Raw genomic sequence first — 14,143 nt, 5'->3', positions numbered from 1 at the left:
GACGCCAGCACAATGGTCCAAAACTATGGTCCAGCAGTACAGCACTGCAGCACTGACTTACGACGCTGGCCTCAGCACATCCTCGATGCAAACACCATGCCTAGAGTACTGGCTGGGTCCGCGCAGAGCTATTTCGCGTCGGAGTTGATGGAGAATCAGGAGGACAAGCCCGCGCTGTGCGAAGCGGTTAATCGAAGTACTTGTCGTAGTAGTCGCCAAGTTTATGGACGTACTTCTTTGCTTGGCCTGGGTCCGAATACAAACCGTGCCCAGACCGGGGGAAGACGTGATAGTCGTAGGGGACGTGATTTTTATCAAGGGCGCTTAATAAGCGATTATGAACCTTAAAGGGAACAATTTTGTTTTTCTTTCCATATGCCATCAGCATGGTTACGGAATTAGCAGAAACGTAATGATAAGGAGAAACACGTTCCGCAAGCTCGTGATAAGAACCATCCTCCATGTCATGATCACTGAGATGCACGCCCGTCAATTCAGTTAAGAACTTCTTTTCGTCTCTCCCGTAGCCTTTAATATCACCATCTGAGCCAGCCCACTCCTCCGGTTGGAAGCTCGCGGGGCCGACTTCCTGAAAACAAACTTCAGGGGAACGGGACTGTCCTTCCCATCGCGGAAGGCGTACGTCATCGCGAGGGTACCGCCAGCGGATTTCCCGGTGATGGCCATTTGATTGACCGGATATCCGTGTTGCTTGGCTTGTGCAACCACAGCTTTCACACTGTTCTTGATCTCCGTGTACATTTTGTCCAGGTTTGAGGGATGATCATCGGTGTTGGTTGTGTAGTTCACAGAAGCCGATACATATCCTCGGGTTGCCAATTCGGGTTTCCTCATCATTGGGAAAATATAGATCGAAGTTGTTCTACACAACCTTGCCATATTTAAACTTATTAACCGCTGAATATAAATCTGGAGTATTTTTTAACATTCTACTCAAGACATCAATAGGTGTACGCAACTAATAAATATCCACAGCAGCGGAAGGAATAACGATAGCTACATAGAGAATACCCCGTGGAACCTTCTTCACTATCAGTTCCCTAGCATTTTATCCAGATAAAACATGAATCTCAGATAAATCAGAACACCGAGTACTAGCCGTATAATCACACACAAGATAATCTGGATAACCTGGTACGACGATGCTTGTTGAACCCGACCTATACCAGACCCCTTCCCCGCAGTTCACCTATGCAAGCTGATTTTTATCCTCGGGGCGTGACTTCCAGCTAAACTCACGCCAACCGCATCCAAACTTCGAACCCTTGGTATAACACTTTCCTAACAGGATAGAGGAACTAAAACCTTACTCCCCGCCATATCAATAAGGCTCAGCTCAATTTGTTTCGCCTTAAGTGACGAAGACCTCACTTGATTCACACGTCAGGTGCCACCACCATAGGTTGTATGACAAGTACTACGCGCTCGTCCTCGCGTAAAAATTCTGAGGACCCCCAGCAGCCAGATTCGCTCCCCACTACGGCGGACACCTCGTCGTCGCTACCCGAAGCGTCACCGTCGATGTCGAAACGGACGTTTCATAGACCCGATTTTTCCCAGCTTCAGCGATTGGGCAAAAGCCTCATGCTGCCCATCGCGCTCCTGCCGGCAGCGGGAATACTTCTCAGATTAGGCCAAGACGACCTCCTCGGAAGGATCCAAACCCCCGTCATCGGCCCTTTCTTCGAGGCGATGAGTGCCGCTGGACAAGCGCTTTTCTCCCAGCTCCCGCTGCTCTTCGCGGTCGGCGTAGCTATTGGATTCGCTAAGAAGGCCGACGGCTCAACAGCCCTGGCGGCCGTCGCCGGATACCTCGTGATGGGGGCGGTGTTTAAGCAGATGTCGCCGCTCGTCCTCAACGGAGTTAAAGATTCCGCGGGCGACCAAGCCCTCATCGATTACAGCGTATTCGGTGGTATCGTCGTTGGACTGCTCACCGCGTGGCTATACGACAAGTATCACGACATTAAACTGCCATCCTACCTCGGGTTTTTCGGAGGGCGCCGATTCGTACCCATCGTCGTCTCAGTAACGACGCTGATCACCGGATTTGTTCTGTCGTACATTTATCCCATTTTCAACGAAGGATTGACGGCGATCGGCCGATTCATCGGTGGAACGGGTGCATTAGGAGCGTTCGTTTATGGGTTCGCTAACCGAATGCTCATTCCGGTGGGACTTCACCACATTCTGAACACCTATGTGTGGTTTATTTACGGTGATTACAACGGACCCGACGGAACTGTGTCCGGCGAGCTCTCCCGCTTCGCCGCAGGCGACCACTCCGCGGGGCTGCTGACCTCCGGTTTTTATCCCATTCTGATGTTCGGTCTCCCCGCAGCGGCGCTGGCCATGATTCACACAGCGAAGAAGGGACAAAAAGCGACGGCGATCGGTATCCTCTCGGCCGCCGGGCTGACGGCATTCTTCACCGGCGTGACCGAACCACTCGAATTCGCGTTTATGTTCTTAGCGTTCCCTCTCTACGTTGTCCACGCGGTGCTCACGGGACTATCCCTCGCCATTGCGGAGCTCCTGAACATCCATCTGGGATTCTCTTTCTCCGCCGGCCTACTCGATTTGATTCTCTACGGCACAGCCCCTGCCGCACACAACATTCCTCTTCTTATCGTTCAAGGGCTCGCGTTCGCTGTTCTCTACTACGTCATATTCCGATTCGCCATCGTTCATTGGAACCTTCACACACCAGGCCGAGCGGACGCGACGGTCGGCACAGCGGGCAACACCGATCAATCGGGCTCAGACACCGGCACTACGACGTCGAACAATGCTCCGTCTAAAGGGACCCCTGCCAAAACGGGTAGCACCGCCCCGCAAGGCTCAGCTACGCCATCGTCGCGGGCCGAAGCCCTTATTAACGCTTTCGGCGGGCGGGACAATCTCGCGAACGTGGACGCATGCATAACCCGGCTCCGCATGGAAGTCAACAACCCCGCCGCCGTCGATAAGAACAAGCTCCAAGCACTGGGCGCGTCCGGGGTCATGGAAATCGGAACCAGCGTCCAAGCCGTCTTTGGGACAGAGTCCGATGTCCTTAAAGACGAAATCAACGCAGCTCTCGCGGTTGCTGGCACAGCACAACGCTTAGGACCGACGTCAGATGCAGCGATGCCCGAGCAAGCAGCTACTTCCGACGCGACAGACGACGCGGTAGGCGACGCGCCAACCCCCGGCGCGAATACGGGAGGTTCCACAGGCTCACATCCGGCAGAATCACACGGACCACTGCAGGTCCGGGCGCCGATCCCCGGAACAGTTATCCCGCTTTCGCAGGTGGACGATGAAACTTTCGCGTCGGAAACAGTGGGCCGTGGCCTCGCTATACGCCCGGAAGATGGCGTCCTCGAGACCGTCGCCCCCGTCAGCGGCCGCATCATGCAGCTGTTCCCACACGCCTTCGCCATCATGACCGACGACCGCATCGGCGTCCTCGTGCACCTGGGTATCGATACCGTCGAATTAAATGGCCAAGGATTCACCGTCCATGCCGCGAAGGGCGACCACGTTGTTCAAGGTCAGCCGATCGTGACATACGATGTGCCCGCCGTCGCCGCAGCTAGCCGGCCCACCACTGTTCCTGTGGTGGTGATGGATAGCCGACGCATGGAGATCACCATGGCATCCGACCCGACGGAGAACGCATCAGTCACGACCATGCGGCCGCTGTTTACCGTCGAAAAACCTACTCCTCGGGACTAAACCACCCGGTCACGGCCGGCGTCGTGTTGTGATAAATGTGCTTCGGCTCGGTGTATTCCTCCAGGCCAGTGGGGCCGAGCTCGCGGCCCATACCGGACTGGCCAAAACCGCCCCACTCCGCCTGCGGCAAGTAGGGGTGGAAGTCATTGATCCAGATCGTTCCGTGCCGCAACCCGCGAGCAACGCGCTCTGCACGGCCCGCGTCGGACGTCCACACGGCCCCTGCCAGCCCATAGTTCGTGTCGTTCGCGATGCGAATGGCTTCCTCTTCCGTCGAGAAGGTCTCCACCGTCACCGTCGGGCCAAAGGCCTCGTCGTGAACACAATCCATGTCCTGGGTGCACTGGTCAATCACCGTCGGCAAGTAGAACCAGCCATCATCCAGTGACGCACTGCCATCGGCTGTCGGGCCGGTACCAAAAGCACCGCCACACCGCACGCGGGCACCTTGCTCGCGCGCATGGGCCACATAATTCGAGACCTTCTCGCGGTGTGCCTCCGAGATCAGCGCACCCGTCTCCGCTTTCTCATCAAACGGGCCACCCAAGCGAACCTTTTCCGCGCGGGCCACAAGATCTGTGACGAAGCGCTCAGCAATGGACTCCTCGACGACGAGCCGAGCGCCCGCCGAGCACACCTGGCCGGAGTGGACGAATGCAGCGTTCATCGCGTTATCCAGCGCGGCGTCGTAGTCGGCATCCGCGAAGATGACGTTCGGGTTCTTTCCGCCCAGCTCAAGGGCAACTTTCTTCACCGTGAGAGATGCTTCAGAGGCCAAGTGACGTCCGGTCTCCAGGCCACCCGTGAACGACACCATATCGACGCGCGGGTCGCTCGATAACGGCGCGCCCGCCGATTTACCGGCGCCGGTGATCAGGTTTCCTGCACCCTTCGGCAAGCCGGCCTTATCCATCACATCCAGCAACAACATAGAAGTATGGGGAGTCAGCTCAGCCGGCTTCAGGACGAACGTGTTCGCCGCTGCCACACAGGGCGCAACCTTCCATGCAACCTGAAGGAGCGGGTAATTCCAGGGGGTAATCAGCCCGCACACGCCCACCGGCTCACGCACAATACGTGAGCTTATCGACGGATCACCCGCGTCGACGACGCGTCCGGCGTCGTTGCCAGCGAGCTTGCCGAAGTAACGGAAGCATCCGATGATGTCATCCATATCGGCATTCGATTCCATCAGTCGCTTGCCTGTGTCCAGCGACTCCGCAAGCGCGAATTCGTCCTTGCGTTCCTCAATACCGTCCGCGACGGCGAGGAGGAGCTGGCCGCGATCGAAGCCCGACCATCCTGACCACACACCCGAATCAAATGCTTCACGAGCAGCGGCGATAGCGCGGTCGGTGTCCTTTGTTGACGCCTCAGCGACCACACCCACTGCCTGATTGTTAGCAGGACAGGTGATCGTGCGTGTCTTACCGTCGATTGCAGAACCCCATTCACCATTGATGAACAATGATTCCGGCTCGGCTGCCGGCGTCGGGGCAGTTTTCATTTGCGTCGTTGATTGCGACATAAAGTGTCTGCACTCACTTTCTCGTGATCGTTATTTTTCGTTTTGTGGAGAGGCTGAACTCTGTGATGATGCTGAGGAAGAGTGATCAGCTGTGGTCGATTCCTCCGTGGAGGCCGACGGATCCGCTTCCCCTTGTTTTTCACTTCTCACAGAACTGCCTGTTGTAGCGGCACTGTCCGCAGCATAGTCGGAATAATCATCCACCCATTCGACGACCGGATCGGCGTTATCCGACAAGTCGGAACCGCCCGGGAGATCGGATTGAAGGTGAAGGAATTCCATATGCCTCTCATACAAATCTAAAACGTTTTCGATGAGCTGAGATTCCGTATAACCATAAACGTCATAGCCCAGCGAACCGGTGAGGGTGAAGATTTCCAACCGGTAATACAGTTCTTCACTGTCGCTATCCAGATGAATGCGGCCGGCAAACGACGGCATCGGATACTGCGTCGGATAAATTTGGTAGCGGAAGTCTTTGTCGCTCCCAAACTTCACGCGGAAGTCAAGCTGAGCCAAGCCCAGTCCTTCGACGATTGACCGGGTGTACTCAACATCTGCGCCGCGTTCCTTGCATGCCTTCGCCACCTTGTCCAAAGCAGGGGCAGCGACCTTGTCAATGTATGTTTCCACCTGCGCATATGACGGGAATGACATGGCTCGGTTGAGGCGTTTCCTCCAGTTCATTCCCGCTTCCGCAGGCGCAGCACGGCTAGACATTGCGCCATGTAGAGCACGTGCACTCGATTTGGATTGTAATAGTTCCAAACGCAATGACTTAAACAAGCTGTACATCACGAGATACATGACGATGGCGAATGGCAATCCCATAATGATCGTTGCGTTTTGCAACGCGGGAATACCGTCGACAAACAGCATGGATATGGTGAGAACACCGACGGCGGCAGCCCAGAAAATACGGGACCATGACCGTCCGTCTTGCTGAGAATCCGTAATTTTCGACGTGAAGTTACTCATGACCAATGCCGCGGAGTCTGCAGAGGTGATATAGAGCAACAGACCGATCAGCGACGCTACCGCCATCACAACCATGCCTGCCGGATACTGATTGAGCAGGAGGTAGAACGCGCGCTCTGGTTTATCGACGGCCATATGACCAAAATCGCTATCGCCGTGAATAACTTTATCCAGAGCGGAATTCCCGAAAAAGGACACCCATAACAGGACGAATAAAAATGGTACGGACATCGTACCGACAACGAACTGCCGCAAACTGCGTCCACGCGAAATGCGCGCCAGGAATAGGCCGATGAAGGGGGCCCAGGCCACCCACCATGCCCAGAAGAACAGCGTCCATGAGTTCAGCCATTCCTGAGCACCGGAGAAGGCGTAGGTGTCCATCGTCATGCCGGGGAACTTCGAGACATATTCGCCAACATTCATAACCAAGGCATCGAAGAGGAAAGCTGTTCGGCCTGTGACCAGGATGTAAAGCATCAACCCGATAGCGAGGAGCACGTTGATCTCTGAGAGTCGTTTGATTCCTTTATCAACACCGGATACTGCAGAAATCGTGGCCACCGCAACGGCTAACACGATCAAGCCAATTTGCCAGCCTAAGTTTTCGGGAAAGTTAAAAAGGACCTTCAACCCGTAATTGAGCTGAACAACGCCGATACCCAATGATGTAGCAACACCGAAAACCGTGCCTAACATGGCCGCAATATCGACGGCATCGCCGGCGGGTCCGTGAATCCTCTTACCGATGAGTGGGTAGAGCGCCGATCGAATGGATAGAGGCATATTCAGGCGGTACGCGAAGTATCCGAAGGCCATCCCCATCAGAGCGTAAAGGGCCCACCCTGTGATCCCGTAGTGGAACAGAGTGAAAACAACGGCCTGACGTGCGGCTTCAATACTCTCACCATCACCTGATGGCGGGTGGTAATACTGAGAAACCGGCTCCGCCACCGAGAAGAATAGCAGGTCAATGCCGATACCTGCGGCAAAAAGCATCGATGCCCAAGAGAAAAGGCCGAACTGCGGTTTCGCATGGTCCGGCCCGAGTTTGATGAGGCCTGCACGGGTGATGGCAACGCCAAGCATGAACAGCACAGCCACCGTGGCGGTGAGGATATAGAACCATCCAGCATTCTTCGACACTGTTCCGACGATGTCCGTCAGCACGGACAGTGCGTTATCGGGTGCCAGTATCGCCCACAGTGCAATGCAGATAATGAGAACGCCGGAAATGATAAACACCGGCCAGTTCACATCCGGCGGGTCTACGGTCCTGGTTGGTTGAGACCCACCGGCTACCTGATTTTTCGTCGGGTCTTTTTTCCCTGTGCCATTGTCGGCGTCATTGTCGTCCGCGTCCTCATGGTCAGGGATTGTCGACGTCTTTCTGGCTGAAATAGAACTCTCCAATCGGCCCATGCGTCTCTTCCTTCAGTTTTTCTGGGACCGTATGAGTATAAACAATTTAGATAGAAAATGTAGTCGGTCACATTTCAAAAGAGTTTTCACAATATGCATAGCTACTGTTCAAACGCTTTTTCAGGGTATTAAATACACATTTTCAACTTGGTTTTTTCGTCTATTTTTGATAATCTGATCACTCATTATCAATGGGATTCACGGCCAAAATGTGCGCGAAAATAAGCTGCACTATTTCTACCGCGCTATTTTTGCTGCCATGGTTCCCGATGTCCATGTCCATCACGCGCCGCATCGGCGCCCTACGTATGCATTCTAGGCAAGGAGGATCTCTACGTGAGTTCGTTTGCTTCTCGGCTGGAGTCCGCAGCCGCATCGGCTGGCTCAAAGATTGGCAAGCTTTTCCCCAAGTCCGGTTCAACGGTGGAACACCGCGACGTCGTCATCGTGGGCGCTGGTTCCGCCGGTTCAGTGTTGGCTAACCGGCTGTCATCAGACTTTTCGACGTCGGTCATGGTGCTGGAGGCAGGGAGGAATGACTCCCTCTGGGATCTCTACATCCACATGCCGTCCGCATTCTCTTTCCCCATCGGCAATAAGCATTACGACTGGGAATACGAGTCCGTCCCCGAGCCGGAGATGCATGGCCGCCGGATCTACCACGCCCGCGGCAAGGTCGTCGGTGGTTCGTCGTCGATTAACGGGCAAATTTTCCAGCGCGGCAACCCGATGGATTATGAGAAGTGGGGCAAGCGCGATGGGCTAGAGAAGTGGGATTGGAAGTACTGCCTCCCCTACTTCAAGCGGATGGAAACGGCGTTGGGCTCCCCCGATGACGATCCCCTCCGTGGGCACAATGGCCCCCTGCGCATGAAGCGCGGCCCGGCAACATCGCCCCTGTTCAAGGCGTTCTTCAAGTCCATCGAGCAGGCGGGCTATAACTACACGCCGGATGTGAACGGGTACCGCCAGGAAGGCTTCGGCCCGTTCGACGCGAATATTGATCGCGGTCGTCGCCTGTCCGCGGCCCGCGCGTACCTTCACCCCGTCCTGGATCGCGAGAACTTGGAGCTCCGTACCCGTGCGAACGTTCGCCGCATTCTCTTCGAGGGGACGAAGGCCGTGGGCGTCGAGTACTACTGGCATGGCCGCACTCACCAGGTCCGCGCGGACAAAGTGATCCTGTGTGGCGGGGCAATCAATTCGCCGCAGCTTCTGCAGGTGTCCGGCGTCGGCAATAAGGATCTGCTGAACAAGGTTGGCGTCAACGTCGTCAAGGATTTGCCGGGTGTCGGCGAGAATTTGCAGGACCACCTTGAGGTGTATGTCCAGTACAACTGCACCAAGCCTGTCTCTGCTCAGCGCTACTTGGATAAGTGGCGGTGGCCGATGCTGGGTTTGCAGTGGTTGACGACGCATAAGGGCCCCGTGGCTACGTCGCATTTCGAAGCTGGCGGGTTCGCGCGCTCGAACGAGAACGAGGACTACCCGAACCTCATGTTCCACTTCCTGCCCCTGGCTATGCGTTATGACGGCACCAAGCCGGAGGGTGACGACGGATTCCAGTTCCACGTTGGCCCGATGTACTCGGATGCGCGCGGGTATGTGCGTATCACTGCGCCGACGGTGGATACCAAGCCGGACATTTTGTTCAACTACTTGTCGACGGAGCAGGACCGACGCGAGTGGGTTGAAGCTATCAAGGTGTCACGCAAACTGCTGGATACCCCGGCGATGAAGGAATACACCGACGGGGAGATTTCCCCCGGCTCTGCGGTGCAGACCGATGAGGAGATCCTCGAGTGGGTTCGGGATGACGCTGAGACCGCGCTACACCCGTCCTGCACCTGCGCAATGGGGCCGGAGAGCGACCCGATGTCGGTGGTCGATCCCTCTACCATGCAGATTCACGGCACCGATGGTCTTTATGTTGTCGACGCTTCCGTCATGCCGTCGATTCCGAATGGCAATATCTACGCGCCGACGATGATGATCGCTGAAAAGGCGTCGGATATTATTGCCGGGAAGACTCCTCTTGCCGCTGATGAGACGCCGTTCTACCACGTCAAGCGTGGTGATCCGCTCAATCCGCCGGAGCAGGAGAAGTAGGCAGCTGGGCTACGTGGGTAGCTGCATAGACAGCTAGACTGAGATTTATCGGGCGGCGCACTGGGAATGTACCCGGTCGCCGCCCGATGACTTTTATCCTCGGGCTCCCCTACGCTTCGATAGGCTGGCCATCCTCGAAGAACGGCATCAACTTGTTATCCACCATGGACAGGGCAGACCCAATCGCCATGTGCATATCCAGATAGCGATACGTGCCCAGGCGGCCACCGAAGAGAACGTTGTGATCGTGCGCCTCTTTCGCCGCAAGGTCACGGTAAGCCAGCAGTTTGTCGCGGTCTTCTGGCGTGTTGATGGGATAGTACGGTTCGTCGGTGTTCTCGGCGAAGCGGCTGTATTCCTTCATGATGACCGTTTTGTTGCGCGGGTACCGGTCTTTCCGCTCGGGGTGGAAGTGGCGGAATTCATGGATGCGGGTGTATTTCACATCGGCATCGTTGTAATTCATGACCGGTGTGCCCTGGAAGTCTCCGGTATCGAGCACTTCCGTTTCGAAATCGAGGGTGCGCCATCCCAAGCGTCCCTCGGAGTAGTTGAAGTACCTGTCTAGTGGCCCGGTATAGACGACGGGGGCGTTGGGCGAGGCCGCGCGCAGTTCGTCGCGAACCTCAAACCAATCGGTGTTCAGCCGGACCGTGATGTTGTCGTGGTCGGCCATGCGTTCCAGCCAGGCGGTGTATCCGTCGACGGGAAGCCCCTCGTAGGTGTCGTTAAAGTATCGGTTGTCGAACGTGTACCGCACGGGAAGCCGCGAAATGTTCCCCGCTGGCAGTTCTTTCGGGTCGGTTTGCCACTGCTTGGCGGTGTAATCGCGCACGAATGCCTCGTACAGCGGCCGCCCGATCAGCGAAATCGCTTTCTCTTCCAGGTTCTTCGCCTTTGCCGGATCCAACCCGTCGGTCTGGTCTTGAATGAGCTGGCGTGCTTCGTCGGGACTGTAGTAGCGCCCGAAGAATTGGTTGATCAGCCCGAGCCCCATGGGGAACTGGTACGCCGTGCCCTTATGCATGGCGAACACCCGGTGCTGGTAGTTGGTGAAGTCAGTGAATTGGTTGACGTAGTTCCACACGCGCTCATTGGAGGTGTGGAACAGGTGGGCACCATATTTGTGGATCTCAATGCCCGTCTCCGGCTCGGCTTCTGAGTAGGCATTTCCGCCGATATGCTCGCGTTTCTCTACGATGAGCACTTTCTTGCCGGCGCTTGCCATGCGTTCTGCAATGGTGAGCCCGAAGAATCCAGATCCGACCACAAAGAGGTCATATTCACTAGTGTTCGAGGTGACAGTCACGGTTAAAGCTTATCTTTCGTTCGCCGGGTTACACCAGCCGCCGAGCACCCGCCGCCGGGGTGATTGCCAAGAATGTGGGGTTCGGTAATTTCTTATCGACGGTGCGCTGGTGAATTTCCTGCGCAACCGCGGTGATGCGGTCCGTGGGGACGAGCGCGATGATGCTTCCGCCGAATCCCCCGCCGGTCATGCGGGCGCCGACGGCACCTGCGTCGAGGGCAGCATCGCGGGCGGAATTCAGTTCCGGCGTGGATACGTCGTAGAGGTCGCGGAGGGATTCGTGGCTCTCGTTCATGAGCCGCCCGAATTCTTTCCAGTTCTTGCTGTTCAGAGCATCTTGGGCGCGCCGGGTGCGGGCGGTTTCGTCGATGACGTGTTGGACGCGCACGCGTGCAACGTCGGGCGTGACCGTGGATTCATCGGTGTCCGCCCAGGAGGTTGCGGCGGCGATGGGATCGTCGATGTCGAGGAGAGTGGACGCACCGGCGTGGGACGTGACGCCGTCGATAACGCCTCGTCGCGAGGCATATTGTCCGTCGGACAGCGAGTGGGGCGCGTTGGTGTCGGCTACCAAGAACGCGAGCCCATCGGATTCGACGTCGCACGCGACTTGATTGACGACGTTGGTGCGGAAGTCAATGGCTAAGGCGTGGCCTGCTGTCGCTAGGAGGGAACTGCGCTGGTCTAGCCCGCCTGTCGACGCTCCGACGACGTCATTTTCTGCGCGGATCGCGGCATCGATGAGGAGTTGGTAGGCCGCCTGGTCGAGGGGCTGCCCTGGAGCGGCGAGCTCACGGGCGGCTAGTGCGACGGAGCACTCTAAAGCCGCCGAGCTTGAGAGACCTGATCCCAGCGGAACATCGGAAATGATGGCGAGGTCCAACCCATTGTCATGCTGGTTGGATGAAGATATCACGCCATTCTGGTGGCCAGCCCATATAGGTCCCGCAACGTAACCGGACCAATCGGCGGGATGACCTAGGCCGATATCCGCGAGTTCCACGGTGGTGCGGAGCGCCTCGGGATGGGTGGGCGAGGAACTATTATCCTCTACCCCCGTTACGGCATCTCCGGATTCCGTTGCGGCGCCCGGCGGAAGAGAAACAATCGAGATGGTGTCGTCGGTGCGTCGACGCGCCGCGACGGTGGTGACATGTGGCAATGCGAAGGGAATGGACACTCCACCTGCGTAATCGACGTGATCACCAATGAGGTTCACGCGGCCAGGAGCAGCCCACACGCCATCGGGCGTGCCCCCGAACGTCTCGGTAAACAATGTCGTGGCGTCGGCAATAAGTTGTTGATCGCTGCGGGCCTCGGCCCACCGGATTGCCTCGGGATCATGTGGCGTGCGTGAGGTTTTTGCCTGCGATTGGTCTTTTGGCTCCGCGTGCGAATCTGTCATTATTTGTCGTCCCATATTTCTCTAAATCGTTGAGCAATGCGTTCGGGGGTGGTGTCGTTAATCCAGAATCCCATTCCGGATTCGGAGCCCGCCAAATATTTCAGCCTATGTGGCGACCGCATGAGGGAGAACAATTGAAGGTGGAGCCGAACATAATCACGATCCTCCGGCACGGTGGGCGCTTGATTCCAAGACGCGATATATGGTGTTCGCTCAACTCCATCGAAAAACTTATCGACGGCGGTGTAGAGCTTCTTCAACAACGGTGCGAGATCTGCGCGCTCTTCCTGGGATAATGCGTCGAAATCTGGTACGGAACGCAGTGGCATGACCATGACCTCTAATGGCCATTTCGCGGCCGCAGGAACGAAAACGACGAAATGATCGGTGCGATCAATAATTCTGGTTCCCTCTTCCAGTTCAGCGGAGAGAAGATCATCGAACAGATCACTACCGTTTTCTTCACGGTATTCCTTGGACGAGTGAACGATATTCCGAATACGCGGTGGAATTTCCGGGTAGGAATAAATCTGCCCGTGAGGGTGCTGCAGCGTCACCCCAATTTCTTCACCACGGTTTTCAAACGGATAGACGTGCCGAACTTCTGGAATTGCAGATAAGGCTTTCGTCCGATGTGCCCATGCTTCGATAACCGTTCGGATTCTGCTAACAGGTAAGTCCTTAAAAGAACCCGAAATGTCCGGCGTAAAACAAATGACTTCGCATCGTGCTACAGCAGGACGGTGGGGAACCATTCCGTTATCCAAGAGCGCGTCATCGTCGGCACTGAGCTGCTCTACTCCCCCATCATTTCCCTCGGTGCTCGGCGTCCGGGACATGTGCATACTGAACGAGGGGAACCGATTTTCAAAGACGACGACGTCATAATCCGGCGACGGAATCTCTGTGGGCAGATGATCCGGAATGGTGGGCGCCAGGGGATCTTCATTAGCGGGCGGCATGAATGTTCTATTCATGCGGTGGCTCGCGTAGGCGACCCACTCCCCTGAGAGCGGATCACGCCGAATTTCCGAATCGGTTTTCGCGCGCGGCAATTCGCGTGAATCTGTCAGGGTGCGTTTCACAGACCCGTTGAGGACCTCCGGGTCATCGTCAAAATAAATCAGTTCCCTTCCGTCAGCCAGCGTCATCGACGTTACTGAATACGGATGATCCGAATTCTTATTCAATCTTTCACCACTTACGGAATTCATTTGCTGTTCTGAGTCCATCACATGTTCCGAATCAGCTAGTACAAGTCACTATTTAACCGGAGAATCACCGTTACCCGACGCCGGGTTCGTCGTCGTGAACAATCTTTGATTCGTCGACAATGATGGGTTTGAGTTTTGCCCACGCCACAAAAACACCGGCAACGACAAGCAACCCAATTCCGACCCATAAATTGTCTGTTGCGGATTTTGATGCTCCGGTATCTGGGTTCGTGCCTGGATCGAGTGCAAAACTACAGATCACAAGAACAAGGCCGTATATCCCCAACAAAATCGCGATCACAGTCCGGATATCAAAAGCTCCAGCCTTGTGTTTCTCCGGTGCGCTCGCGGGAGTTGATGTGTGCTCAGTCATCGTATTTAGCGCCTTTCTTATTTCTCGTCCAGCTATAACTAGTTATTTTGCTTATCGTTCGGCA

10 protein-coding genes are annotated in these 14,143 nt (G+C 56.0%); 2 read left to right on the top strand and 8 right to left on the bottom strand.

What is annotated here, in order from left to right; all coding sequences use genetic code 11:
• Positions 1 to 187: 187 nt before the first annotated feature.
• Both CKROP_RS10485 and CKROP_RS10480 read right to left on the bottom strand, forming a co-directional pair.
• Entirely contained in the window at positions 188 to 463 is a 276-nt protein-coding gene (locus tag CKROP_RS10485) for an alpha/beta hydrolase family protein (RefSeq protein WP_012730912.1), read from the bottom strand.
• Between the two features lie 35 nt (positions 464 to 498).
• A complete protein-coding gene (locus tag CKROP_RS10480) occupies positions 499 to 855 on the bottom strand; it encodes an alpha/beta hydrolase family protein (RefSeq protein WP_369688109.1) in 357 nt (118 codons plus the stop codon).
• A 687-nt stretch (positions 856 to 1,542) separates the two neighbouring features.
• Between CKROP_RS10480 and CKROP_RS01145 the strand changes: the two genes are divergently transcribed.
• Positions 1,543 to 3,741, top strand: a complete 2,199-nt coding sequence (locus CKROP_RS01145; protein ID WP_148209700.1) for a glucose PTS transporter subunit IIA — start codon at positions 1,543 to 1,545, stop codon at positions 3,739 to 3,741.
• Here CKROP_RS01145 and CKROP_RS01140 read toward each other — a convergent pair.
• Positions 3,725 to 5,269 carry an aldehyde dehydrogenase family protein gene (locus tag CKROP_RS01140; RefSeq protein ID WP_012730909.1) on the bottom strand — a complete coding sequence of 515 codons (1,545 nt, stop codon included), beginning with the start codon at positions 5,267 to 5,269 and terminating at the stop codon, positions 3,725 to 3,727. The genes CKROP_RS01145 and CKROP_RS01140 overlap by 17 nt on opposite strands.
• 30 nt (positions 5,270 to 5,299) lie before the next feature.
• Positions 5,300 to 7,669: a choline BCCT transporter BetT gene (betT, locus tag CKROP_RS01135; protein ID WP_012730908.1), complete on the bottom strand. Its 2,370-nt coding sequence runs from the start codon at positions 7,667 to 7,669 to the stop codon at positions 5,300 to 5,302.
• Positions 7,670 to 8,059: 390 nt separating this feature from the next.
• Between betT and betA the strand changes: the two genes are divergently transcribed.
• Positions 8,060 to 9,778: a choline dehydrogenase gene (gene betA / locus CKROP_RS01130; RefSeq protein WP_041629038.1), complete on the top strand. Its 1,719-nt coding sequence runs from the start codon at positions 8,060 to 8,062 to the stop codon at positions 9,776 to 9,778.
• A gap of 109 nt (positions 9,779 to 9,887) precedes the next feature.
• Here the strand turns inward: betA and glf are convergent, their stop codons facing one another.
• From glf to CKROP_RS01110, 4 genes are all read right to left on the bottom strand, one after another.
• Complete coding sequence (gene glf, locus CKROP_RS01125) at positions 9,888 to 11,087, bottom strand: UDP-galactopyranose mutase (RefSeq protein WP_012730906.1); 1,200 nt, start codon at positions 11,085 to 11,087, stop codon at positions 9,888 to 9,890.
• Between the two features lie 28 nt (positions 11,088 to 11,115).
• Positions 11,116 to 12,492 carry a galactokinase gene (galK, locus tag CKROP_RS01120; RefSeq protein WP_012730905.1) on the bottom strand — a complete coding sequence of 459 codons (1,377 nt, stop codon included), beginning with the start codon at positions 12,490 to 12,492 and terminating at the stop codon, positions 11,116 to 11,118.
• On the bottom strand, positions 12,492 to 13,706 hold the full coding sequence (gene galT, locus CKROP_RS01115; protein ID WP_052292438.1) for a galactose-1-phosphate uridylyltransferase: 1,215 nt from the start codon (positions 13,704 to 13,706) through the stop codon (positions 12,492 to 12,494). The genes galK and galT overlap by 1 nt, the downstream gene beginning before the upstream one ends.
• 70 nt (positions 13,707 to 13,776) lie before the next feature.
• Complete coding sequence (locus tag CKROP_RS01110; RefSeq protein ID WP_012730903.1) at positions 13,777 to 14,079, bottom strand: hypothetical protein; 303 nt, start codon at positions 14,077 to 14,079, stop codon at positions 13,777 to 13,779.
• Between the last annotated feature and the right edge of the window lie 64 nt (positions 14,080 to 14,143).

Source organism: Corynebacterium kroppenstedtii DSM 44385, assembly GCF_000023145.1.
Classification (GTDB): Bacteria; Actinomycetota; Actinomycetes; order Mycobacteriales; family Mycobacteriaceae; genus Corynebacterium; species Corynebacterium kroppenstedtii.
This window is presented reverse-complemented; position numbering and strand designations above follow the sequence as displayed.